The 22,630-nt window shown below is 58.7% G+C and carries 23 protein-coding genes; 16 read left to right on the top strand and 7 right to left on the bottom strand.

All coding sequences use genetic code 11. From position 1 onward, the window contains the following. Window positions 1-16 precede the first annotated feature (16 nt). The 3 genes from WKI84_RS06465 to WKI84_RS06455 all read left to right on the top strand — a co-directional run bounded on the left by WKI84_RS06465 (window position 17) and on the right by WKI84_RS06455 (window position 2,125). On the top strand, window positions 17-187 hold the full coding sequence (locus WKI84_RS06465; protein WP_337862715.1) for a 50S ribosomal protein L37e: 171 nt from the start codon (window positions 17-19) through the stop codon (window positions 185-187). A gap of 46 nt (window positions 188-233) precedes the next feature. After that, on the top strand, window positions 234-848 hold the full coding sequence (locus WKI84_RS06460) for a hypothetical protein (protein ID WP_337862714.1): 615 nt from the start codon (window positions 234-236) through the stop codon (window positions 846-848). A 203-nt stretch (window positions 849-1,051) separates the two neighbouring features. Further along, window positions 1,052-2,125: a glycosyltransferase gene (locus WKI84_RS06455; protein WP_337862713.1), complete on the top strand. Its 1,074-nt coding sequence runs from the start codon at window positions 1,052-1,054 to the stop codon at window positions 2,123-2,125. A gap of 35 nt (window positions 2,126-2,160) precedes the next feature. Here WKI84_RS06455 and WKI84_RS06450 read toward each other — a convergent pair whose 3' ends face one another. Next, window positions 2,161-3,225, bottom strand: a complete 1,065-nt coding sequence (locus WKI84_RS06450; protein ID WP_337862712.1) for a glycosyltransferase — start codon at window positions 3,223-3,225, stop codon at window positions 2,161-2,163. 351 nt (window positions 3,226-3,576) lie between these two features. Here WKI84_RS06450 and WKI84_RS06445 point away from each other — a divergent pair, with 351 nt between their 5' ends. The 10 genes from WKI84_RS06445 to WKI84_RS06400 all read left to right on the top strand — a co-directional run bounded on the left by WKI84_RS06445 (window position 3,577) and on the right by WKI84_RS06400 (window position 13,235). Next, on the top strand, window positions 3,577-4,059 hold the full coding sequence (locus WKI84_RS06445; RefSeq protein ID WP_337862711.1) for a hypothetical protein: 483 nt from the start codon (window positions 3,577-3,579) through the stop codon (window positions 4,057-4,059). A 54-nt stretch (window positions 4,060-4,113) separates the two neighbouring features. Beyond that, a complete protein-coding gene (locus tag WKI84_RS06440; protein WP_337862729.1) occupies window positions 4,114-5,343 on the top strand; it encodes a glycosyltransferase family 4 protein in 1,230 nt (409 codons plus the stop codon). A 157-nt stretch (window positions 5,344-5,500) separates the two neighbouring features. Next, on the top strand, window positions 5,501-6,661 hold the full coding sequence (locus WKI84_RS06435) for an asparagine synthase C-terminal domain-containing protein (RefSeq protein ID WP_337862710.1): 1,161 nt from the start codon (window positions 5,501-5,503) through the stop codon (window positions 6,659-6,661). Between the two features lie 130 nt (window positions 6,662-6,791). Continuing rightward, window positions 6,792-7,643 carry a glycosyltransferase family A protein gene (locus WKI84_RS06430; protein ID WP_337862709.1) on the top strand — a complete coding sequence of 284 codons (852 nt, stop codon included), beginning with the start codon at window positions 6,792-6,794 and terminating at the stop codon, window positions 7,641-7,643. A 188-nt stretch (window positions 7,644-7,831) separates the two neighbouring features. Continuing rightward, complete coding sequence (locus WKI84_RS06425) at window positions 7,832-9,001, top strand: glycosyltransferase (RefSeq protein ID WP_337862708.1); 1,170 nt, start codon at window positions 7,832-7,834, stop codon at window positions 8,999-9,001. Then, complete coding sequence (locus tag WKI84_RS06420) at window positions 8,998-9,882, top strand: hypothetical protein (RefSeq protein ID WP_337862707.1); 885 nt, start codon at window positions 8,998-9,000, stop codon at window positions 9,880-9,882. The genes WKI84_RS06425 and WKI84_RS06420 overlap by 4 nt, the downstream gene beginning before the upstream one ends. A gap of 142 nt (window positions 9,883-10,024) precedes the next feature. Then, window positions 10,025-10,573, top strand: a complete 549-nt coding sequence (locus WKI84_RS06415) for a hypothetical protein (protein WP_337862706.1) — start codon at window positions 10,025-10,027, stop codon at window positions 10,571-10,573. Further along, window positions 10,570-11,670: a UDP-N-acetylglucosamine 2-epimerase (non-hydrolyzing) gene (gene wecB / locus WKI84_RS06410; protein ID WP_337862705.1), complete on the top strand. Its 1,101-nt coding sequence runs from the start codon at window positions 10,570-10,572 to the stop codon at window positions 11,668-11,670. Before WKI84_RS06415 ends, wecB begins: the two co-directional genes overlap by 4 nt. A 119-nt stretch (window positions 11,671-11,789) precedes the next feature. After that, window positions 11,790-12,671 carry a bifunctional 5,10-methylenetetrahydrofolate dehydrogenase/5,10-methenyltetrahydrofolate cyclohydrolase gene (locus tag WKI84_RS06405; protein ID WP_337862704.1) on the top strand — a complete coding sequence of 294 codons (882 nt, stop codon included), beginning with the start codon at window positions 11,790-11,792 and terminating at the stop codon, window positions 12,669-12,671. Continuing rightward, window positions 12,672-13,235, top strand: coding sequence for a 5-formyltetrahydrofolate cyclo-ligase (locus WKI84_RS06400; protein WP_337862728.1), 564 nt, complete (start codon window positions 12,672-12,674; stop codon window positions 13,233-13,235). Here WKI84_RS06400 and purD read toward each other — a convergent pair. After that, window positions 13,232-14,536 (bottom strand): phosphoribosylamine--glycine ligase, encoded by a 1,305-nt coding sequence (gene purD, locus WKI84_RS06395; RefSeq protein ID WP_337862703.1) that lies wholly within the window; start codon window positions 14,534-14,536, stop codon window positions 13,232-13,234. The two genes, WKI84_RS06400 and purD, sit on opposite strands and share 4 nt — an antisense overlap. Window positions 14,537-14,800: 264 nt before the next feature. On the opposite strand from purD, the gene WKI84_RS06390 reads away from it, so the two are divergent. After that, a complete protein-coding gene (locus tag WKI84_RS06390; protein ID WP_337862702.1) occupies window positions 14,801-14,947 on the top strand; it encodes a hypothetical protein in 147 nt (48 codons plus the stop codon). On the opposite strand, the gene WKI84_RS06385 is transcribed toward WKI84_RS06390, so the two are convergent. Then, a complete protein-coding gene (locus WKI84_RS06385) occupies window positions 14,948-15,262 on the bottom strand; it encodes a hypothetical protein (RefSeq protein ID WP_337862701.1) in 315 nt (104 codons plus the stop codon). Window positions 15,263-15,309: 47 nt separating this feature from the next. Here WKI84_RS06385 and WKI84_RS06380 point away from each other — a divergent pair, with 47 nt between their 5' ends. Continuing rightward, window positions 15,310-16,104, top strand: coding sequence for a metallophosphoesterase (locus WKI84_RS06380; RefSeq protein WP_337862700.1), 795 nt, complete (start codon window positions 15,310-15,312; stop codon window positions 16,102-16,104). Window positions 16,105-16,115: 11 nt separating this feature from the next. Here WKI84_RS06380 and carB read toward each other — a convergent pair whose 3' ends face one another. Continuing rightward, complete coding sequence (gene carB / locus WKI84_RS06375; protein ID WP_337862699.1) at window positions 16,116-19,436, bottom strand: carbamoyl-phosphate synthase (glutamine-hydrolyzing) large subunit; 3,321 nt, start codon at window positions 19,434-19,436, stop codon at window positions 16,116-16,118. Beyond that, window positions 19,423-20,730 carry a glutamine-hydrolyzing carbamoyl-phosphate synthase small subunit gene (gene carA, locus WKI84_RS06370; RefSeq protein WP_337862698.1) on the bottom strand — a complete coding sequence of 436 codons (1,308 nt, stop codon included), beginning with the start codon at window positions 20,728-20,730 and terminating at the stop codon, window positions 19,423-19,425. Before carA ends, carB begins: the two co-directional genes overlap by 14 nt. 118 nt (window positions 20,731-20,848) lie before the next feature. Between carA and WKI84_RS06365 the strand changes: the two genes are divergently transcribed. Continuing rightward, window positions 20,849-21,229 (top strand): hypothetical protein, encoded by a 381-nt coding sequence (locus tag WKI84_RS06365; protein WP_337862697.1) that lies wholly within the window; start codon window positions 20,849-20,851, stop codon window positions 21,227-21,229. Here WKI84_RS06365 and WKI84_RS06360 read toward each other — a convergent pair. Together WKI84_RS06360 and WKI84_RS06355 are read right to left on the bottom strand one after the other, a co-directional pair. Beyond that, window positions 21,226-22,257, bottom strand: coding sequence for an isocitrate/isopropylmalate dehydrogenase family protein (locus tag WKI84_RS06360; RefSeq protein WP_337862696.1), 1,032 nt, complete (start codon window positions 22,255-22,257; stop codon window positions 21,226-21,228). The two genes, WKI84_RS06365 and WKI84_RS06360, sit on opposite strands and share 4 nt — an antisense overlap. A gap of 6 nt (window positions 22,258-22,263) precedes the next feature. Beyond that, the coding region (locus WKI84_RS06355; RefSeq protein WP_337862695.1) for an alpha-isopropylmalate synthase regulatory domain-containing protein at window positions 22,264-22,630 on the bottom strand (367 nt) is incomplete at its 5' end.

The raw sequence follows: 22,630 nt of genomic DNA, 5'->3' as shown, positions 1-22,630 counted from the left end.
AGGAAAGAGATAAGAGATGACGAAAGGCACAACCTCGATGGGCAATTTCACCCGCAAGCGCACCCACATACGCTGCAGGCGCTGTGGGCACAACTCGTACCACAAGCGTCACAAGCAGTGCGCCAAGTGCGGCTACCCCGAAGCGCGCATCAGAAAGTACACCTGGATCAAGCGCCAGGTAATCTAGCAACCTTTTTCTGCACCCTTTTCATTCTATATCTGCATAGAGACCAATGTCAGCCGAGATAGCAGTCATAGCCGCCGGCTCGTCCGTGGCGGGCGCAGTTTCAGCCGCAATCCTTGAGAAGCTGTCAAGGATAAAGGCCAGGGCGGCGGCAGCAGAAAAGACAGGCGCTGATGCGGTAAACGGGCCCACGCCTGCCGTGGCTGCCGCCAAGACCGAGCTTGCCTCGCTGCTGTTTGAGAAGGCCCTGGCAGCAGAGGCCATAACCAGAGTGTACGAGGCTGCTCAGGAGGGCAAGATAGACCGGCTTGAGCGCGACCGGCTGCTGGTAAAGTACAAGCAGGACCTCGACCTGCTCAACGAGAGGATAGCGCGCCTGCAGCCCGTGGCCGAGTTTGCCGAGCTGACAGAGGTGCGCAACAACCTCGTCTCCCTTTTGGAAACCAAGATCTCGACCATCGACTCAAAGCTGGCCGAGATGGCCAAGGCCGGCGCAAGGCCCATAGTCATCGAAAAGGTGCAGGTGATGCCCGTTCCTGAAAAGGTAAAGGACGAGGCACAGGCCCGGCAGTTCCGTGCAGAGGAGAAAAGCATCGAGCAGCTGCAAAAAGAGATCATGCAGGCCCTCACGCGCCTTGAACAGGTAGAGCTGGACAAGGACTAGATTCTCTTGCAGAAGGGTCTATTGTAACCTTGCTATAGACAATCGACGTTGAATGTATTTCCGTACTATTCTTACTAATTTTTTATGAATAAACCGTTTTCTGTGCAAGAATTTCACAAGTCATATAACGTAAAACCGCGGCCTTTTGCCCATGAGCGCAGCGGCGGACACCCGGCCGGCCCCGGGCAGCGTCAGCCACGGCGGTGTTGGCAGTGGTGGTGGTGGTGGTGGTGCACATGCAGTCTGAAGCCGCGCGCAGGAACTCTGGCAACGGGGCTGTGTTCCTGGCCTGGGCGCCCCACAGCGAAAGGGCAAAGGGCATCTCTGAAAGGATGGGTGCAGACCTTTTCCTGATGAGCTACAAGTTCCGGAACAAGGCGTATGCGCCGGCCAAGTATCCTGCGCTGTTTGTAAAGTCGTTCCTCCTTCTAAAGCGCAAAAAGCCGGACATGGTGCTCTGCCAGGCTCCCCCGATCTTTTGTCCGCTAGCCGCCATTGCCTACCGCCTGCTGGCCAACCGGCGGGCAAGGATCATAGTCGACATGCACTCTGGCGCCCTTGAAAGGCCCTGGACGTGGCTAAAGCCGCTCAACTCGGCGGTGCTGAGGAGGGCAAATGCCGTGCTGGTCAGCAACGCCGGCGCGCGAGAGCGGGTGGCAAAGCAGAACGGCGTCAGGCCGTTTGTGCTGGAAGACAGGGTGCCGGACTTTGGGCCTGTTGCCAGCGACGGTGGCGGTGTTGGCGTTGGTGGTGGCGGCGGCGCCCGCTACCGGGGCAACAGGAACCTAAAGATCGTCGTGCCCTCGTCGTTTGCGTACGACGAACCGGTCAAAGAGATCCTGGCCGCGGCGGCAGAGCTTGACAGCGACGTGACGTTCTACCTCACCGGCGACAGCTCGCCGGTGGACGACAGGCTAAAGGAAAAGGCGCGAAACGTCGTCTTTACAGGGTTCCTGGGGAGGGACGAGTACGTCCGCCTCCTGCAGGGCTCTGACGCGGTGATGGTCCTGACGACCCGGGACAGGACGCTGCTTGCAGGCGGCTACGAGGCGCTTGCGCTGCAAAAGCCACTGATAACGTCAAACTGGGAGCCTTTGAAAAGATATTTCGACAAGGGGGCTATCCACGTCGACAACTCGGCCCCTGAAATAGTGGCCGCAGTCAGGGCGCTGAGGGAGAAAAAGGTCCAGCTGCAGCAGGAGATGCGCCAGCTGCGAGAGGAAAAGTCCCGGCGGTGGGAGGAGTCGTTTGCCCGTCTGTGGGACTCGATCGCCTGATTCTTTTCTCTTTCTCTTTCCCTCTTTCTTTCTCTCTATAGCCTAGAGCGCGCCCACGTGTAGACAAACTCTTTAAAGGACTCCCTGAACGACTCTGCGGAGAACCTGGCTGCGTGCCTGCGAAGCGCCTCTGCCCTCCCTTTGTCCCATGAGCCGAGTGCGGCAGACACCGCCGCGACCGCCCCGTCCACGTCTCTGTACCTGAACCTGTCTTCGACAAGGCCGTCCGTCCTGGCCGCCCCCGAGTCGTGCGTGACCGGTATTGCGCCGGCGCTCATGGCCTCCACAAGCGCTATGCCAAAGTGCTCGCCCACAAAGGCGTGGAGGAGCGCCTTGGACCGCCTCAGCACCTCCTCCTTTTCCTGCACCGTGGCGTTCACGTGGAACGATACGTTGCCGGGGGCGGCCCTCTTTAGCCCTTCCAGATACGAAACCTTGTCCGGCGTCACGCCTCCAACCAGCTCGAATTTTACCCCGGGCATGCGCCGGGCTACCTCAAGTATAGTCTCGTACTCCTTTTCGGGCGTGAACCTGCCAAGCGAGCAGACGATGTCGTCCTGCTTTTCCGTCAAGGGAAAAGAGTACTGTGGGCAGGGCGGGTAGATGACCGTCGACTCGACGCCCCACGCCGAGCGTATCGCGTCGCGGGTGTAGCCGCTGTTTGTGACGATGGTGGCCCTCTTGATATAGTCGAGGTTTGCCGAGATGAACTTCCAGGGCATCACGTAGAGCTTTTTCTTGCGGCTGTTCAGGTAGCGCCTGTGCGATACCTCCAGGTCGGCAGGGTAGTGCACGTACACTATGGTCCTGTCGGCCATCTCTTCCGGGATGAGGCTCGACCCGCCAGTGACTACCACAAAGTCGACACGGTGTTCCCTGACCAGCTTTTTAAAGAAAAAGTACGAGTAGACCAGCCTCTGGTACACGCCAAGGAACGGCAGTATCTCGTTCTTGCCTATGGCCTTGACGAACCCGTCTATGCAGCCTGTCACGTCGACCCCGACCTTTTCCACGGTCTGCTCCCTTTCGGGATACGCGCTGGCGCACAAAAAGACCCTCAGCCCCATCTCGTCGAGGGCCTTTATGGCGTGCAGCCCCACATGCTCGCCCCATCCGGGGGCCTTGAAGGCCCTCTCCGTAGGCTTCCATGTTATAGTGCACGACGCCGGCGTCCCCTGAGAGTCTGTACCTGCTGCCGTCCTGAGCCGCTGCCTTTTTCATCCGACCCTCCTTCTTTCTTCCCCGGGCGGCCGTGCCCTGAAATACACAAAGCGCATCGCCCATATCGAGGCCGAAATAGCGTGCAAAAGCGCTAGGGCGAGAAACTTTTTCACGTTTTTTATGACATCACTTCTGCGCTTTCAAAGATGTGGACGTTGGTTATAGAAAATTTTTGCAGAATCAACAACCGTTCATAAAATTCTTATACAATCTTGGCGCCAAGATATGGCATGGTAAAAAGCGAAGGCGGGATAGGGCAGTGGGTCGGACGGAGGTTCTGGGAGTCGAGACAGTTTTACTCTGCCTACATCGCCCTGTTCATAGCCATAACCAACTGGATAACCATCCAGTACAAGCTGTTCCTCGAAAGCGTGCCTTCGCTGAGCGTCGTCTTCTCAAACATCTGGGTCTTCATGGCAGTGGCCGCAGTCGTGTTCACGGTGATAAGCATTCTTGGGGGCCACTATATCCACAGGAAGAGGCAGTTTCGGATAGAGCAGGCAGTGGCAACAGAGGAGAACCCGTACCTGTACAAGGCCGCCCCCGGAAAGGAGCGCGACCTGATGATACCAATAGCCGTCCTGCAGCTGGACACGCTTGAAGAGCTGCTGAGGTCGAACAACGCGCTGACTGAAGAGAAAAAGGCGCAGTTCCAGAGTTTCCGCGAAAGCCTGGTCAAGCTGATGCAGGGCCAGGCAGTCGGCCGCATGTAAAGTGCTGGTTATGATGATGGTGGTAGTGGTGAAAAAAGCGACATGCGCGTCTTGATGGTATCCACAGAATATCCGCCGCTTCCGGGAGGGGTCGGGCGCTACACTGCAAACCTCACCAGGGCGCTGCGCCAGGCAGGCGTGCATGTCGACGTCGTGTGCGACGGGCAGGGAGGGCAGTACTCGGGCATATCGCCTACAAACAGGCAGAATTCAGACGTGCTGCTGGACATTGTCCAAAGGGCCAAGCCTGACGTCGTCCACGTGCAGTTTGAGCCCGGCCTGTACGGGCTCGTGCTCGACCCGCGCAACCCGAGAAAAAGCAGCACGCACATTGACTCTTTCTACCACCGCTGCACCGTGCCCATAGTCACCACCTTTCATTCCGCCTACACTTTCCGGCAGTGGATCAGCCAGGCCGTGCTAATGAAAAGGAAGGGCAGGACGGGCACCCTGGGCGTCCCTGCAAGGGCGGCCGTCCGCCTCTGGAAGTACTTCCTCAACTACAAGGCGTTCCACGACCTGAACAGGGAAAAGCTGCGCATGAGCCACACCGGCATCTCTTTTTCGCAGTACCTGGCAAAGAGGATAGGGGGAGGCGAGGTGATCTACCACGGGGCCGAGCCGGCCATCGGACAGGTGGACAAGAGGGAGGCCCGCTCCTTCTTTTCCCTGCCGCAGGAGGGCAGGATAGTGCTTGCACTTGGGTTCCGCACCGCGACCAAGGGGTGGGACATACTGGACAAGATGGAGGTGCCCCCGGGCTGGATAATGGTCACAAACTCGTCAAAGGGGCACTATAACACAGAGAACCTGCCTGCAAGCCTGGCAAAAACGGACAGCAACAGCGGCGGCAGCGGCCGCATCATCGACCTGCAGCGCGGGTTTCTGGACGAAAAAGACCTGTCGATGCTGTTCTTTGCGTCAGACGCCGTGGTGCTGCCATACAAGATAACCTCCGGCTCGGGCGTGATGTTTGACGCCCTGGCCCACGGGCTGCCATTTGTAGCCTCCGACCTAGAATTCTTTGGCGAGTTTGCGTCGCAGGGTCTTGGCATAACGGCCAGGAGGACGCCGGCGGACTTTGCCAGGGCCCTCGCACGCCTTGGAGGCAGCTACGACGAGCACAAAAGGGCGGTAGATGAATTCAAGGAGAAGCTAAAGTGGAGCCACGTGGCCCGGCGGCACATTGCCTGCTACAGCACGGCGTGCGCTTCAAGCGTGCCCAGCGGCAGCAGTAGTAGTAGCAGCAGTAGCAGCAGTAGCAGTAGTGGCCAGTATTCTTAAAAAGCACCTGCCATCCACTGTTGGCGTGGGGCCACCACCGCTGCTGCCACTGTTGCCGGATTATGCCGCAATAGCCAATATCCTCACGCTGCGGTACAACCCCTTGAGGCGCCCGCCCGCCCGCCCCCTTGCCCCTGCAGATTTTGCTCCCAGAAAAATGGGCCGGCGAGAAGCGGCGGCAAAGACAGAAAAGATAATCCAGAGCAGCCTCCTGCGCATGCGGTTCAGGCGCGCGTCTCTGCTCCTGAGCGGGGGCGTCGACTCTGTCCTCACGCTTGCGATGGTGAGGAAATACCGGCCAGACGCCCGGGTGTCGTGCGTCAGCATGGGGTTTGGTGAAGATGGCGACGAGATAGCGGCCGCAAAAGAGATTGCGCGGCTCCATGACTGCGACTTTTGCCCGCTCGTAGTCGACGCGGCAGACAGCGTGCTGGCCGGCCTGCCCAAGCTCGTAAGCATAGTCCGGGAGCCCCGCTGGAACCTCTACCAGTTCCACGCGTTTGCGCTTGCAAGAAAGCACTCTAGGTTGATATTTTCAGGGGACGGGGCAGACGAGCTCTTTGGCGGCTATACCTTCCGCTACGACAGGTTCCTGTCCCGGTTGCCCCTGCTTGCGGGTCGTGGTGGCAGCAGCGGCAATAATAATAAAAAAAACAACGCTCTTTCTGCTGGCGGCCTGTGGAAAGAGCGTGCCCGGCTCTACCTTGAGTGCCACGAGCGGGACTGGGTGCCTGACCAGGAAAAGCTGTTTGGGCCAAAGGTGAGGTTCTCGTGGGACGGCATCTATGCGCTCCTGCGCGACCGCTTTGACAACCGCCTGCACCCGCTCGACCAGGTGTTCCTTGCAGACTATGACGGCAAGCTGCTGTACGACTGGATACCTGCAAACGCGGCGTTTGCCAGGTTCCTCGACGCCCGCATAACCTCGCTCTTTCTCTCCGACGGGATGGTCGGCTTTGCCACGCACATCCCCTGGAGGGTAAAGTACGACTCGCGCGCCGTCCTTGGCAAGCTGCCGCTTCGGGCAATTCTGGCCCGGCAGCGGTTAAGGGTAGAGCCGGTGAAAAAGGGCTTTTCTGTGGACATGCAGTCGCTCTGGGTCAGGGGCGGGCGGGAGCTGGTGGAACAGTACGTGAACAGGGACAGCAGCCGCGTGGTCAGGGACGGCGTCATAGCCAAAGAGTGGCTCGACAGGGCGCAGACAAAGCTCGTCAGCCACGACGTCAGGTACGTAAACAAGATGCTCGGGCTGCTTGCGCTAGAAGTGTGGTGGCGGCTCTTTGTGGACGGGTCCATGAAGCCACAGGACAGGCTTTAGGTGTGAGGGGGAGATAAAAGAAAGCGGCGCTCTGGCTGGAAGGGTAGCCGGTACGTATGTACGTACGTATGTTGCAATCTACCATGACAAATACATATAAGAAGATCCGTGGTTTTTGAGCTGGAAAGATATGGCGTCCTCCTACTGGGCGCTTGTGACTGTAAAGAACGGCGAGCGCACTATAGAGCGTTCACTAGAGTCGCTCCTTTCGCAGTCGGCCCCGCCGTCTCTCGTGTGCATAGTGGACGACGGCTCGACCGACTCGACGCCTGCAATAGTCGCCCGCGTAAGGGCCGCTCATCCAGAGCAGGTGCACGTCATCACGCTTCTCGACAGGGGATACGACAGCAGGAGAATAGTGCACAACTGGAACGTGGCATGCGACCATATCCGGGAGTCTGGCAGGGAATACGACTATTTGCTAATTTCAAGCGACGACATCGTCCTGCCGCCCGATTACGTCAAACGGCTCATGGACGAGATGGGCAGTGATCAGAAACTTGTTGTTGCCTCCGGCAGCCGGGGCCTGCAGCCGTCCGACTTTATGCTGCTGCCGGAAGGCGCCGGCCGGCTCATCAGGATGTCGTTTTTCAAAGAGATCGGCTACCGCCATCCGCCCTACTATGGCTACGAGCCGTGGATACTGTACAAGGCCATGCAGATGGGCTACAGGGTGCGGAAATTCACCGACCTGACGTACGGGCACGAGCGCACGTTTGGCATAGGCCACAAGTTTGTCGAGTACGGGCCTGCGATGCGCTGCCTCGGCTACCACCCGCTCTTTGTGCTCGGCAGGGTAGCCCGCAACATCTTTGCTGGCAACGCCGGCATCTCCAAGAGCGCAAGCGCGCGGATGTTCTTTGACTATTTGTTTGAGAAGAAGTGGAAAGGCGACCCCTATTTCCGCTATTTCGAGCCCGAGATACGGACCTACGTTCGCGATTTGCAGAAAAAGAGGCTGTTTCGCAGGCTTGCGGTCTGAGCAGGGCACCCTTGCCATCACCCTCGCCACCATCATCGCCGCTGCCACTATTGCCTTGCCTGCCCCGCCAGAACCTGCCTGTCACAATAGGTCTATAAGATGTGCAGGTTCTCCTCCGCCCATGAATTATTCACTCCGCAGGTCCGCCCCGCGGGTGATGGCATCCAAGTGAGGCCGGTGGCGTAGCAATGGCGACGAAGATGGGAAGGGTCCTGCACATGCACGACAGCGACCTTGACGACCCGAGGATAATCAACGCGGCCATGACCGGCAAAAAGGCAGGCTACGAGCCCCACTTTTGCGGCGTGAGGACGGCCGACCACATGGACAGCGACGTGTTTGCAAGCTACCACTACATCAGTTTTTCAAGCAAGGCCAAGGCGTCGAGGCGGCTCACCGGCACGGCGCTCGACAGCCTCTGGCCCTGGTATCCCTGGCCCCGGGAGGCGATGCTGTCGGAGCAGAGGATGAGGCAGGTGATAGACGAGGTCAGGCCCGACCTCATACACGCCCACAACATTTTTGCAGCGTGGCACTGCAGCCGGCTGGGCGTCCCACTAGTGCTTGACGACCACGAGCTGTTTTCGTTCCAGGTCAGGATATCGAGCACCGGCGGCCTGAAGGCGGCCGAGAGGGAACGCCGGTGGGCCGAGAAAGAGCGGCAGCTGGCAGCGCGCCACCCCGTGATAACAGTCTCTGAACCAATAGCCGAGCACTATAGGCAGTTCACAAGCAAGGTCTTTTGCGTGCCAAACTACCCTGCAAAGGGCGAGGTAAACCCCGGCATGGAAATGGCGCCTGCTGCCGGAGGAGCCGCAGGCGGCAAAAAAGAAGGGGGAGGAGACCTCGTCTCGGTCTACCTTGGCGCAGACAGCATGCATAACCCAAACCCCATACGCAACATAGCCGGCCTGCACGACATCTTTGACGGCAAGAACACGGGCCGCCTCATCAGGATAGGGGTCAAATCGCCCAACAATGGCGCCGTCCGGTCGGTGGGCAACATACCGATGGCCGACGCCTACGGGATAATGGTCCGCCAGGGCCACATCGGGCTCCTCCCGTGGCAAAAGCACTGGTTCCACAGGTACGTGAGCCCAAACAAGGTGGGCGAATACGCGCACTGCGGCCTCTTGCCGCTTGTGATAAGCGACGCCGAGTTTGTGGTGGGCGAGCTTGGCGCCCACTGCGAGACGTTTGACGATTTTGGCCAGCTGAAAGAGCGGCTGGCCTATTACAACCGCAACAGGGACGAGCTTGACAGAAAGCGGCGTGCCGCGCTTGCCTACGCCAAGTCTGATCTCGTGTGGGAAAAGCACGAAAGCAAGATCCTGGAGGCCTACAAACAAGCGGCATGACGAGAGAGAGGCTGGCGTTCATTGGCAACCCGGCAAGCGTCCACTACCTGATTGGGCGCGAGCTGGTCGCGCGTGGATACGAGGTCAAGATAATCGACCAAAAGTCGGTGCTCACCACAAACGAGTTTGACCGCAGCAGCCGCCCGTCGCTTGCGGCAAGGGCCGTCCACAAATACGCGCGGTGGGCGTCGCTAGAGCCGACGTACGATGTCGAGCTGAGGTCTTTCTCGACTCCCTACGTAAAGGCCCGCCACAGGGCGATAATCTACCACGGCTCTGACCTGAGAGACGGGCTGATGCCCCGGGAATACCCCGCGTTTTACACCACCAAGGACCTTGCCCAATATGTCGACGGGGAGGCGGTCTGGCTCCCCCGGTGCGCCTACACCGACATTTTCACGCCCCAGCCCCGCCTGCCTGTCAAGGACGAGATAGTTGTCGGGCACTTCCCGAGCGACCCAAAATACAAGGGCACCGAGCTGGTACTGGAGGCAGTCAGGCTGCTGTCGTCAGGCGACAACAGGAAGATCAAGGTGAGGCTGCTGATGGAAAAGCGGCCGCACGAGCAGATGCCTCAGCTGATAAAGCAGTGCCACGTCGTCTGCGACCAGTTCCTCTACGGCGCGTACGGCGTCCTGGGCATAGAGAGCCTCATGATGAACCGGCCCATAGTCTGCTACGTGAGGCCCGAGTTCTTTGACTATGACGAGATGAAGGGCCAGATAGTCAACTGCGAGCCGACTCCGGAGGGCATAGCAGAGGCGATACTGAGGGCGGTGGACCACCCTGTCGACGCCGAGCTGGTGAGGGACCTTTATTCTCCCCGGCGCTCTGCCGACATACTCGAGGGCGCGCTGCGGTCGTGGGGGTACCTGAAATGACGGTTCCTTTCTCCCTCTCATCTGCGGCAGGCAAAATAATTAAAGAAGCCGTCGGCACACTAGACATGTGGGGCGGAGCAAAGCGTGCAACCTGCGTATACGGTGACAAAGAGGAAGAAGAGGGGCATGGGGCAAACGGGCTATGAGCAAGTTTAACTCGTTATGGATCAGGCGCCGCTGGCTGGATTTTCGAAACGGCTACAGCATCTACCTCTCGTTCATATTCGGCTTCCTCAACTTTGTGATAATCTCGTACACGCTTGCGATAGAGAGGGTGCCCGTTCTGAAATCGGCCTTTCCGTCGCTGAGCACCTGGATAATAATATTCATCGCCGGCTTTGTGCCGGTGGCGGTGCTGATAGGGCACTACCACAGGCGCAAGCAGATCCCGACAGAGGTCCAGCAGATGGCCTACGCAAACCCGTACAACTTTGTGGTGACCCCAGGCAGAGAGATGCACTATTCGATGCCCCTGTCTGCCCTCCAGCTTCGGACGCAGGTAAAGATGATGGAGATGCAGAACGCGCTGGCCGACGCGGTGGAAGAAGTCGCCAAAAAGATGAGCGCCGACATAAAGCCAATACCCCGGTGGGACAAGGAGTTTTTCAAAGACTATGAGCAGGTTCAAGAGATGACAGACCGGCTCGCCCGTGGCGAGAGCATACTGGACATACTCAAGGAAAAGAAATGACGACTACTGTCCCCAAGATAGCGGTCGTGCTCGGGACCCGCCCGCAGTTCATCGAGCTTGCCCCCATAATCCACGAGCTGCAGAGCAACAGCAGGTGCGACCTCTATGTCTACAACACCGGCCAGCACTACGACAGGGAGATGTCCGAAGTGTTCATGTCGCAGCTAGAGATCCCGGCGCCCCAGAGGAGCTTTGGGCCAAGCAGCGGGAGCCACGCCGAGCAGACGGGGAGGATGATGGTGGAGGCAGAAAAGGGGCTTGCAGAGGACATGCCGGACCTCGTCGTCGTAGAGGGAGACACCAATACTGCACTTGCAGCCGCGCTTGCGGCGGCAAAGCTAAAGATCCCAGTCGCGCACGTAGAGGCCGGCTGCAGAGCGCACGACCGGTCGCTCCCTGAAGAGGTCAACCGCACCCTGATAAGCCACATGGCAGACCTGCACTGCGCCCCGACAGCCAACTGCGCCCGCAACCTGAAAAGGGAGGGGATCGCCCGGAACGTGTTCCAGACGGGGCACCCCATAGTCGACAGCATCGGCTTTGTTGCCCGGCAGATAGCAGAGCCGGCGCGCAGGCGGGGCAGCTATTACTTTATGACTTTGCACAGGGATTTCAACGTGGACGACCCTGCCCGGCTGCAGGCCATAATCTCGCAGGCAAAAGGGCTTGACCTGCCGGTCTGCTTTGCGGTCCACCCTAGGACTGCCATGCGGATGAAGCAGTTTGGCATCGGCGCCGAAGGCGGGTCGCTCGAGCCGATGCCGCCTGTGGACTATGTCACGTCCCTGCGGCTAACCAAGCATGCCCGGGCCGTCATCAGCGACAGCGGCGGCCTGCAAAAAGAGAGCGCGATCCTCGGAACGCCCATGGTGACTGTCAGGCCAAACACCGAGTGGATAGAGACGCTGCACGGGTATGCCAACCAGCTTGCAGACGATGGCGACTCCTCCATCGACATTGCAGGGTGCGTCAGGCGGTTAAACGACAACTATCTGAAGGCTACAAAACAGGCAAAAGAGCTCAGGGGCGTGTTTGGCAGGCGGGGTGTTTCAAAGAGGATCGCCCGGCTCCTGACCGCCTACTGCCGCAGGCTCTAGCCCGTCAGTTAGTCTCTGTGCCTGCTGTGGATATTCTTTTTTCCTGCATCCAGCTGCAGTACGTTTTGGTCTTGTGATCAAAAGAGCAAAATACTGCATTCTGTCTCTTAGATGGCTGTTTGGCAGCAGGAGCAAAGATAATCAGCGGGCTTGAAGTCTCTGCCGCAGTCAAGGAGCGGGTGAAAAAGGCGGCCGACGAGCTGGTGCGGACGACAGGCGTGCAGCCGTGCCTTGCCACCGTGCTCGTAGGCGACGACCCTGCGTCTGCTACCTACGTGGGGAGCAAGCAAAAGACGGCCAAGGAGCTTGGAATCGCAACCCGCGACCACAGGCTTGCAGCCACCTTCAAGCAGCACGAGCTGCTGGAGCTCATCGACCTTTTAAACCGCGACCCGCAGGTACACGGCATCCTTGTCCAGCTGCCGCTGCCGGCCCACATCGACGAGTTTTCGGTAATAAACGCCATCAGCCCGCTCAAGGACGTGGACGGGCTCACCCCGTACAGCGCAGGCATGCTGCAGAACGGCAAGGCCCACCTAAAGCCCTGCACTCCATCAGGCGTGATGGAGCTCCTGGACTATTACAACATAGACCCTGCCGGGATGGACGCCGTGATAATCAACCGCAGCAACCTGGTGGGCAAGCCCCTCGTGTTCATGCTGCTGGAGCGCAACGCGACGGTCACGGTATGCCACTCGCGCACCAAAGACCTGGAAAAAAAGCTCCAGTCCGCCGACCTGGTGATAACTGCCGTGGGCAACCGCCAGAGGTTCACGCTGACTGCCGACATGGTGAAGGAAGGCGCAGTGGTCATAGACGTGGGGACGAGCAGGCACCAGGGCAAGCTGGCCGGCGACGTCGATTTTGCGTCCGTCAGGGAAAAGGCGTCGTGGATAACGCCGGTTCCGGGGGGCGTCGGGCCCATGACCATTGCGATGCTGATGAGAAATACCGTCTCTGCGGCGTCGGCCATCGCCGCTGGTGCAGGGGTGCAGCGATAGCTGGCCGATGCGCGCCGGGAAAAGCAAAAGATCCGCCGGCAGATGATGGAGCGCCGAAACGCCCTTGCGGGCTCGCAGGTGGAGGGGCAGAGCGCGCTCGTACAGCAGCACGTCATCGCAAGCAAAGAGTTTTTGCAGGCAAGGGTCGTCGGCGCGTACCACGCCATCGGCTCCGAAGTGCGCACGGACAGGATAATCGCTGCGGCAAGAGCGCAGGGGAAAAAGGTCGCTCTGCCCCGCGTCGAGGGCGAGCGCATGGCCTTTTACGAATACGCCGAGGGCGACGAGCTGGTGCAGGGCAGGTTCGGCGTCATGGAGCCCCGGCCTTCTTTGGCTGCGATGGACAGCGTGGTCGACCTCGTGCTCGTGCCCGGGGTGGCGTTTGACCGCAGGGGGTGCAGGATAGGCTACGGCAAGGGCTATTACGACCGCTACCTTTCGATGCAGCACTCGTTCTCTATGGGGCTTGCATACTCTTTCCAGCTGGTCGACGAGCTGCCCCGGGGCCGGTTTGACCGGCGCATTTCTGCGGTTGCTACAGAAGAGGGCATAATCTACCTCTAGCTGGCGCGCAATAGGGCGCGCCTTGCAATGTCTGTCCTGTAATAGTGGCCGTTTTCGCCCCAGCGTATCTTCCTGACGGCCGAGTACGCGTTCTCTATGGCCTGCCTTGCAGTTGCGCCCGTGCCGGTGACCCCTAGCACCCTGCCGCCATTTGTGACGACGTTGCCAGAGCTGTCCCTTGCGGTGCCAGAGTGGAACACCACTACGTCAGGCCCCAGGTCAGAGTCTAGCCCCTCTATCTTGTGGCCCTTTTCATAGCTCCCCGGATAACCTTTTGAGGCCATGACGACGCACACGGCTGTCCTGTCGTGCCACTCTATAGGGGGCATGGAGGCCAGCCTGCCGCCGGCTGCCGCGTCGAGATACTCGTAAAGGTCGGACTTCATGCGCACCATTATAGGCTGGCACTCGGGGTCGCCCATGCGGGCGTTGAATTCCAGAACAAACGGCTCGCCCGTCTTTTCGTCTACCATGATGCCTGCGTACAGGAACCCCTTGAAAGGCGTCCCCCTCCGCTGCATCTCCTTTACGGCCGGGCGCATCACCCTCTCCATTATCCTTTTGTGCATCCTGCCGTCTATCACAGGGGCAGGCGAGTAGGCTCCCATGCCGCCGGTGTTTGGGCCCCTGTCGCCGTCGTATATGCGCTTGTGGTCCTGCGACGACGCAAGCGGGATTATCGTCGAGCCGTCGCACATGGCAATGAACGACGCCTCTTCACCTGACAGGCGCTCCTCGACCACCACTCTGCCGCCAGCCGACCCGAACTCTTTTTTTACCATCATCGACTCGACTGCCTCGACAGCCTGCTGCGCGCTGTCGCAGACGATGACTCCCTTGCCCGCTGCAAGCCCATCGGCCTTGACCACAAGCGGCTTTGACTGTCCCTTGATGTAGTCGATGGCCTCCTTTGGGTTGTCGAATGAACCAAACTCGGCGGTAGGGATGCCTGCCTTTTTCATGAACTCTTTGGCAAACGCCTTGCTGCTCTCTATCATGGCCGCCTGCCGTACAGGCCCAAAGATCCGCAGGCCCTCACGCTCAAAGGCGTCTGCAATTCCAAGCGAAAGCGGCTCTTCCGGGCCTACCACCGTGAGGCAGTCTTTGCCGAGCTTTCTTGCAAAAACCACCAGCTTTTCAATTTCATTCTGCCTGATGTCGACGTTTTCAGACGTCCCCCCGTTGCCGGGCGCAAAATACACCTTTCCCACCTTGGGGCTCTTGGACAGTTTCCAGCCCAGCGCGTGCTCCCTGCCGCCCGAGCCTATCACAAGTACTGTGGCTCCTGCCTCTGCTACCACGGGGACGGTATAGAACCTGCCTATAATAAAAACGATAATCGTGTATGTGCATATGCATGTGCACCTGGTGGCCTGCCCTCCACCCCCGCCGCCGCTCTGGCGGTCAGTTCTGCCATTTATCTGGCGTACGGTGGACATGCGCCAGATATATCAAAACGCCGGATCTCTGGCATCACGGCCTTCCGGATACCTGTCTTTGAAATCTGGGCAAACGCCGACGCAAGCGAGTACGCCATAAAGCTATCCGGCCTGCCTGCATTCATCATGCGCACCGACCCGCATGCATTCTACACACAGATAATCTATGCCGCCCCGTGCGCGGAGGAGAATGTGGCAGGGCTGTCCCGCAAGCTGGCGCAGGTAATCGCAAAGAAAAAGAGGGACGATGCAGCAGGACCTGCTACTATCTAGCTAGCGGAGGAGCGTCAGCTCGGCGTCGCTTGCAATTGCCTGCAGCATCTGCACGTACTCGGCGTCTGAAAACTCGAAGGTCTCTGCGCCGCCTGCCTCCTGCGCCCTTGCGACGCTCTTTAGATGGTAGCACCTGTCGCCGCCGGACAGGGTGTTAAAGTAAAAGTCCTTGCAGGAGCAAAAGCCAAGCTCCGGGTCCGTCCAGTATTCGCTGTCCTTTCCGACCACGATCCACAGCTTTCTGCCGCTTGGCGTAAAGCGCAGGAGCTTGACCATGCCAGAGGAGACTGCGTCCTCGACTCTCTCGGCCGCCATAGCTTAATACCTGCAAAAATGCGATATAAAGCAGCTGATTGCGTGCAATGATGAAGGTCAGGCCGCTCCACCCACACGCCGCGCTGCTGGCAGAAGAAGGAGCAGATGCAGCCGATGGCAGCGGCAATGGCAATGGCAACAAAAGGTATGTGGTCGTCTCTGACCTGCACGTCGGGCTGGAAGGCGAGCTTGGCGCCAGGGGGATAACGGTCCGGCCTGGCCTTGCAGGCGAGATGGCGGCCGAGCTGTCGGCACTTGCCGCCTCCCAAAAGGCCGCGCTCGTGCTCCTAGGCGACGTCAAGAGCACGGTAGGCGAGATAAGCAGGCAGGAATGGGACGACATACCTGCCCTTTTTGCCAGGCTGGCCGCGCAGACTGACGTCTACCTCGTTCCGGGGAACCACGACGGCAACATACGCCACCTGCTGCCTGAAACGGTCAACGTGGCGGCCGGCAGGGGGATGGTGATCGGTGACACGCTCTTTGTGCACGGCCACACAATGCCTTCCGCAGTCAGGTCCGGCGTCAGGCGCATAGTGATGGGCCACCTTCACCCTGTCTTTTTCAAAAAGGGGAGTGTGCTTGCCGGCGAGCGCGTCTGGATCTATTTGCAGGTGAAAAAGGAGGCGCTCTTTGCCGCCGGAGAGGGCGGCGTGCTGGACATCATCGTCGTCCCAAGCTTTAACAGGTATCTGTATGCGGGCGAGCGCATGCGCAAAAAATCGACGTCGCCCATAATGGCCCGCGTCATAGAAAAGGGCGCCATTTTGAAATGCATGGTGGCGACCCTTGACGGGTCGATTGTGGGCGACGAGCAGTCTGCTTTGAACGACGTGCTCTAACTAACGACTAGTCAGTCCAGCTTGACATAGTTGCCAAGCGGCGCCAGAGTGGGGGTGTTGTCGCGCAGCCACTGGATGGTCTTGATGAACGAGCTGGCAGACTCGACCGTCGTCAATACCGGCGTGCCTGTCTCCACCGCTTTCCTGCGTATCAGGTACTCGTCCTGCAGCATGCCGACGTATTTCTCGAGGGTGGATGTGGCAGGTATGTTGATGATAAAGTCCAGCTTTCTTTCGTAGAGCAGGTCTGCGATGTTGGGTTTCCTGTCCGGCTCGCTTATCTTGTGCACCAGCTCTACTCCCCTGACGTTGTTGTTCTGCATGAACTCGGCGGTGTGCTCTGTCGCCAGGATCTTGAAGTTCATGGACGACAGCATCGATATCAGCGGCAAGAGCTTCTCCTTGTTCTTTTGGCCGCCGATTGTGATCAGGACAGAGCCGGACAGCGGTATCGAGTAGCCTGCCGCCATGTACGCCTTTGATAGCGCGTCGTAAAAGCTGTTGCCAAAGCACGCCACTTCACCTGTGGACTGCATCTCTACCCCAAGCACAATGTCCGAGCCTTCAAGCTGCATGAACGAGAACTGCGGGACCTTGATCCCAAATCCGGGCGCCTTGAGCCACAGGTCCTTTGCCTTTGCCGGCAGCGGCTTGCCGAGCATCGCCCTTGCGGCCAGGTTGATGAGGTTGACACCTGCAAACTTGGACACAAAGGGCATCGAGCGGGACGCCCTGACGTTTGCCTCTATCACAAGCACCTGTTCGTCCTTTACCAGGTACTGGATGTTGAGCGGCCCCTTGACGTTGAGCGCCCTGCCTATCTTGACAGAGTAGTCCGTCACGGTCTCCATTATGTTGCGGTCAAGCCTCCAGGGCGGTATGCTCATCATGGCGTCGCCAGAGTGCACGCCGGCGTTGTCGATGTGCTCTATTATCGCGCCGATGATGACCTCTTCGCCGTTTGCGACTGCGTCCACCTCGACCTCTGCGGCGTCCTGCAGGAACTTGCTTATGACCACCGGGTGCTCGGGGTTGACGTTTGTGGCGTCGGTCAGGAACCGCTCCAGCTGCTGCTCCGCCCACACAACCTTCATGGCAGCGCCGGACAGCACGTAGGACGGCCTCACAAGGACGGGATAGCCGACGGTCTCGGCAAACTCTTTTGCTTCGGCCAAGTTGGTGAACTGCCTCCACGCAGGCTGGCGTATCCCTAGCGAGTCGAGGAGCTGGCCGAACTTGGCCCTGTCCTCGGCCCTGTCGACGTCCTCGCTGCTCGTGCCTATTATGCGGATGCCGTTCTTGGCAAGCTTGGGCGTCAGGTTGTTTGCAGTCTGGCCGCCAACGCACGTCACTATGCCGGTGGGGTGCTCCTTGTCGCATACGTCCAGCACCCGCTCAAGCGTCAGCTCCTCAAAGTACAGTCTGTCGCAGATGTCATAGTCGGTGGACACGGTCTCGGGGTTGCAGTTGATGACTGAAATTTCCTTGACGCCGTTCTCCTTAAGACCCCACACCATGTTGACCGTGCCCCAGTCGAACTCGACGCTGCTCCCTATCCTGTACGGGCCTGCGCCAAGCACGATTATCCTGCTGTTGTCTTTATCGTTGTTTTTCTTGCCTTTTTTCTTGCCGCCGCTGCCGCCACCTACGTCTTTTGCCGCTGCCGCCACCGTCACGTCGTCGCTGTCCCCTCCGTAGGTAAGGTAGAGGTAGTTGGTCTTGGCAGGCCACTCTGCCGCAAGCGTGTCTATCTGCTTTACCACCGGTTTTATGTTGAACTTTTCGCGCAGCGACCGCACCTGCATCTCGTCGGTCTGCAGGCACCTGCCTATCTGCCTGTCCGAAAAGCCGATCTTTTTTGCCTGCCTCAGCATATCATGGTCGAAGTTGCTCCCCTGCCTGCGCAGCCTGTCTTCCATGTCGACAATGTTCTTGATCTTCTTTAGGAACCACGGGTCGATGTGGGAGAGCTGGTATATCCTGTCGATGTCAAGGCCGGCCTTCATCGCCTGCACGACTGCAAAGATTATCTCGTCGTTTGGCTGGAGGAGGGCCTGCTCTATGCGCTCGATGTCCTGTTCTGCTTGATCAAAGTTGCTGCCGTTTGCCACGAGCCCGTCCCTGCCGGTGGCGCTCATCCTGATGGCCTTCTGGATGACTTCTTCAAAGTTCCTGCCAATCGCCATCACCTCGCCCACCGACTTCATGGCGCTCCCAAGCCTGCGCTTGACCATCTCGAACTTGCCAAAGTCCCACCTCGGCATCTTCAGAACGACATAGTCAAGCGACGGCTCAAAGCAGGCCGTAGTCACCTTCGTTATGCGGTTTAGCAGCTCCGGCAGCGTGTAGCCGAGCCCTATCTTGGCCGCCATGTAGGCAAGAGGGTATCCTGTGGCCTTGCTTGCAAGCGCCGACGACCTGGAAAGCCGGGCGTTTATCTCGATTGCCGTGTATTGCTCGGATTGCGGGTCGAGGCCGAACTGGATGTTGCACTCGCCGACTATGCCGCAGTAGCTCGTCGCCCTTATCGCTGCCGAGCGCAGCATGTGGTACTCGTGGTTGTTGAGCGTCTGCGAGGGCGCCACTACAATGTTGTCGCCGGTGTGGACGCGCATGGCAAGCACGTTTTCCATGTTGCAGACAATGACGCTGTTGCCGTCATAGTCGCGCATGACCTCGTACTCTATCTGCTTCCAGTGGCCCACGTACTTTTCTATCAGCACCTGGTGCACCATGGACAGGTTCAGGCCCCTCTGCACTATCTCCTGGAGCTCTATCTCGTTGTACGCAAAGCCTCCGCCCCTGCCGCCGAGCGTGAAGGCGACCCTGATTATGACTGGGTAGCCTATTTTCTTGGCGGCTTCTAATGCATCTTTGACGGAATTCACGGCATAGCTCTGCAGCACAGGCACGTCGCTCTTTATCATGGCGTCCTTGAACAGCTGGCGGTCCTCGGTTATCTCGATGCCCTTGATCTGGGTGCCAAGCACGCGCAGGCCATATTTTTCAAGTATCCCCTGCTCGTGCAGGGCGACGCCGCAGTTGAGCGCCGTCTGGCCGCCAAAGCCGAGCATGATGGAATCGGGCTTTTCTTCCTTGATGACCTTCTCCACGTACGAGGTGTTTATCGGGAGCGGGTAGACCCTGTCTGCAAAGCGCGTATCAGTCTGGATGGTGGCGATGTTGGGGTTGATGAGCACGCTCTTGACCCCTTCCTCCGCAAGGGCCTTGAGGCACTGCGAGCCGGAATAGTCAAACTCGCCGGCCTCGCCTATCTTTATGGCGCCCGAGCCCAGCACCAGCACTTTTTTAATCGAGTTATCTCTTGGCATTCCTCTTCCCTCTCGCCTTTTTAGCTGTAGTGGCAGCGACAGCGGCGGCAGTCTGTTTTCTTGCCTTTCCCTTCTTTTTCTTATCTTTCTTCTTGGTGCCTATATTCTGTTGCTTGTGCGGCTGTGAAGGCGCGCCTGTCCTGACCCTGTCGCTTATCTTGCCGCCGCCCTTGATTATCTCGTTGAACCTGTCGAACACGAACATGCAGTCGTAGGGCCCCGGCGACGCCTCGGGGTGGAACTGGACGGCTATCACTGGCTTGCTTGCGTGCTCGATGCCCTCAACCGTGTCGTCATCGGCGTTTGCAAACCACACCCTGAACCCGGATTTGTCGAGGCTCTTTGGGTCGATGCCATAGCCGTGGTTCTGGCTCGTCACATAAGATAGGTTGTTGCGCAGGTCTATGCAGGGCTTGTTCTGGCCCCTGTGGCCGAATTTCAGCTTGTACGTGTCCGCCCCTCCTGCCAGCGCAAGTATCTGGTTCCCAAGGCAGATCCCAAGCGTCGGAGTCGAAGTCTTTATCAGCCTGGAGGCGGTCTCGATGGTGGGCTTGCAGACCTTGGGGTCGCCCGGCCCGTTGCTTATCACCACTCCCTTTGGGTTGTACGACATTATCTGCTCGTACGGCGCGTCCCAAGGCAGCCTCACGACGCGGTAGCCGGTGCGGATGATGTTGCGTATTATGCTGTACTTGACGCCCGTGTCAAGGACTACTATGCAGTCCCTGTCAGGCGGCCCGTACTCTTTGGGCTCTTGCGTCGACACTTCGGGCATAAAGTTGAGCCCCTCGTACGACGCGCCCTGCACCAGCTTTTTCAACCTGGCGTCGTCGATGGGGCCAGAGTCAGAGACTGCGAGCGCGCCCATCATGACGCCGTGCACCCTCAGCTTCTTGGTCAGCGCCCGCGTGTCGATGCCATAGATGCCCGGTATTTTCTCCTCGTACAGCCACTGGTCGAGCGTCTTTACCGCGCTCCAGTGGCTTGCCGTGTCTGACAGGTCGTGTATCAGGAGCCCCTTTACCTGTATGTGGTCTGATTCAAAGAATTTCGGAAGGCCGTACTCGTCCTTGACGTCGAAACTGGGCACGCCGTAATTGCCTACCAGCGGGTAGGTCATGCAGAGTATCTGGCCCCTGTAGGACGGGTCGGTCAGGGTCTCCGTGTAGCCCACCATGCCAGTGTTGAACACGACTTCGCCGGTTATCTCGGCAGGATATCCAAATCCAATCCCTTCAAAAACAGTGCCGTCTTCAAGCATCAGTTTGGCGGCATAGCCCGTGTAGGTCGGCAAAAGTGTCGGAATTTTTGACCCTCACCAACTGTTTTGAGATGGAAATTTAAGTTTTGCTTTGCCTTCCAAAAAAAGGGTAAAATATTGTAGTCGCTGTACAGGAAAGCATCAGAGCGCCATGGCCAGCTGCGCAATTTGCGGATCGCGTTTTGCAGAAAAGAGGTGCTACTTTTGCCAGAGGCACGTCTGCACGTCGTGCATAACGCCGGACGACGTGACGGGCAGCCCGACGACTGTCAAGTGCCTTGACTGCCAGCGCAAGGGAATAAACAAGATCAGCCTGCTGGCAGTCGCAAAGAGGAACAAGTTCATCTTTGGAATCATCGCCGGCTTTTGGGTATTTGCAGTGTTCCCGCTGCCGTTCCTCGACCTGACAGGCTACGAGGCGGAGGTGCTCGCGACCATACTGCAGCCTGTGCTCATCGCGGCTGCAGTCATGTCGATACCGTTCATCTTCATGATGCTGGCATGGCAAAAGCGCGCGCCAAAGGGCTACTAGCCGGGATACATTTCCCTGGCAACCAGCTCTGTGAACTGTGTGGTGGAAAGCGTCCCGCCAATGTCCTTTGTCTTTTTGTTCTGCTTCAAAAGCGACACGATGGCGTCCTCTATCCTCTTGCCTTCATCAGCCGCCTTCTGGTCGCCGTGCCTGTCTGCAAGCCACTCTAGCATCATCTTTGCCGACAGCAGTATCGACGATGGGTTTGCCGCGTTCTTGCCGGCGATGTCAAACGCCGCGCCGTGCACCGGCTCAAAGAGCGCAAACTGGTCGCCGATGTTTGCCGCCGGCCCCATGCCAAGCCCGCCGACCACCTGCGCGGCCTCGTCGGAGAGTATGTCGCCAAACAGGTTCGTAGTCACGATGACGTCAAAGTCTTCGGGGTTGCGGATGAGGTTCATCGCCGCCGCATCCACGTACAGCTCGCTGTACGCTATCCTGGGGTGGTTCTTGGCCACTTCCCTGCAGACTGATGCAAAGAGCCCGTCGCCTTTGCGCATGACGTTTGCCTTGTGCACCGCGACCACCCTGCGCTTGTTGTCTCTGATCTCGGCGGTCCTGAAGGCGTATTCTGCAATCCTCCTCGACGCCCGCTCTGTCGTTACCCGAAGCCCGACGACCATGCCTGGGTCCAGGTTGAACTCGAGCCCCATGTAGACGTCTTCGGTGTTTTCCCGCACCGTCACCATGTCTACTGCGCCAGAGAGGGCCGGGATGTTCGGGTAAGACTTGGCAGGCCGCACGTTGGCGTAGAGGTCGAACATGCGCCTGAGCACTATGATGACATCGGCCGCGCTCTCGCCCACGGGCCCCTTCAGGCAGGCCTGCGACCCCTTGATGGTCTGGACGGTAAAGTCGGGCAGCGCGGCGCCGTATTTTTTGAGCGCGCCGTCGCCTGCTTCGACCTCTTTTATAGCCAGCCTGGTAGACTGCGAGCGGTCGCTTATCGTTTCCAGAATTTTTTTCGCAGCTGCGGCCTGCTCGGGCCCTATGCCGTCTCCCGTGATGAGCGCGATGTCGTACTTCAACTGGATCTAGCTCTTGGAGTAGAGCACTTTTTTCAAAAGCACCTTGTTAATCGCATCCATCATGGCCTCGACGGAGGCTACCACAATGTCCTCGTTGGCCTTTCGCGCCGACACGACGTTGCCGTTCTTGTCCTCGACCTTTACAGAGACTTCTGCAAGCGCGTCCGACCCGCCCGTGATAGAGTCGAGCCTGTATTCCCTTATCTTGATGTTTGCCACGTCCGCAGCTATCTTTTGGATTGCCTTGAGCGCCGCGTCCACCGGCCCTACACCAGTCTCTGACGCAATCAGGTCCTTGCCCTCTGCGTTGAGCCTTATAACGGCAGTCGGTATCGTGTGCATCCCCGTGAATATCTGGAAATCGTACAGCTTG

Source organism: Nitrososphaera sp. (genome assembly GCF_037447015.1).
In the GTDB taxonomy this organism is placed as follows: Archaea; Thermoproteota; Nitrososphaeria; order Nitrososphaerales; family Nitrososphaeraceae; genus Nitrososphaera.
The sequence above is the reverse complement of the archived record's forward strand: the minus strand, read 5'-3'. Positions and strand labels throughout refer to the sequence as shown.

What these genes read in the sequence shown, in the direction of transcription:
- WKI84_RS06465 (WP_337862715.1), top strand. Translation starts at nt 17, where the DNA reads ATGACGAAAGGCACAACCTCGATGGGCAATTTCACCCGCAAGCGCACC.
- WKI84_RS06460 (WP_337862714.1), top strand. Translation starts at nt 234, where the DNA reads ATGTCAGCCGAGATAGCAGTCATAGCCGCCGGCTCGTCCGTGGCGGGC.
- WKI84_RS06445 (WP_337862711.1), top strand. Translation starts at nt 3,577, where the DNA reads ATGGTAAAAAGCGAAGGCGGGATAGGGCAGTGGGTCGGACGGAGGTTC.
- WKI84_RS06440 (WP_337862729.1), top strand. Translation starts at nt 4,114, where the DNA reads ATGGTATCCACAGAATATCCGCCGCTTCCGGGAGGGGTCGGGCGCTAC.
- WKI84_RS06435 (WP_337862710.1), top strand. Translation starts at nt 5,501, where the DNA reads ATGGGCCGGCGAGAAGCGGCGGCAAAGACAGAAAAGATAATCCAGAGC.
- WKI84_RS06430 (WP_337862709.1), top strand. Translation starts at nt 6,792, where the DNA reads ATGGCGTCCTCCTACTGGGCGCTTGTGACTGTAAAGAACGGCGAGCGC.
- WKI84_RS06425 (WP_337862708.1), top strand. Translation starts at nt 7,832, where the DNA reads ATGGCGACGAAGATGGGAAGGGTCCTGCACATGCACGACAGCGACCTT.
- WKI84_RS06420 (WP_337862707.1), top strand. Translation starts at nt 8,998, where the DNA reads ATGACGAGAGAGAGGCTGGCGTTCATTGGCAACCCGGCAAGCGTCCAC.
- WKI84_RS06415 (WP_337862706.1), top strand. Translation starts at nt 10,025, where the DNA reads ATGAGCAAGTTTAACTCGTTATGGATCAGGCGCCGCTGGCTGGATTTT.
- wecB (WP_337862705.1), top strand. Translation starts at nt 10,570, where the DNA reads ATGACGACTACTGTCCCCAAGATAGCGGTCGTGCTCGGGACCCGCCCG.
- WKI84_RS06390 (WP_337862702.1), top strand. Translation starts at nt 14,801, where the DNA reads ATGCGCACCGACCCGCATGCATTCTACACACAGATAATCTATGCCGCC.
- WKI84_RS06385 (WP_337862701.1), bottom strand. Translation starts at nt 15,262, where the DNA reads ATGGCGGCCGAGAGAGTCGAGGACGCAGTCTCCTCTGGCATGGTCAAG.
- WKI84_RS06380 (WP_337862700.1), top strand. Translation starts at nt 15,310, where the DNA reads ATGATGAAGGTCAGGCCGCTCCACCCACACGCCGCGCTGCTGGCAGAA.
- carB (WP_337862699.1), bottom strand. Translation starts at nt 19,436, where the DNA reads ATGCCAAGAGATAACTCGATTAAAAAAGTGCTGGTGCTGGGCTCGGGC.
- WKI84_RS06365 (WP_337862697.1), top strand. Translation starts at nt 20,849, where the DNA reads ATGGCCAGCTGCGCAATTTGCGGATCGCGTTTTGCAGAAAAGAGGTGC.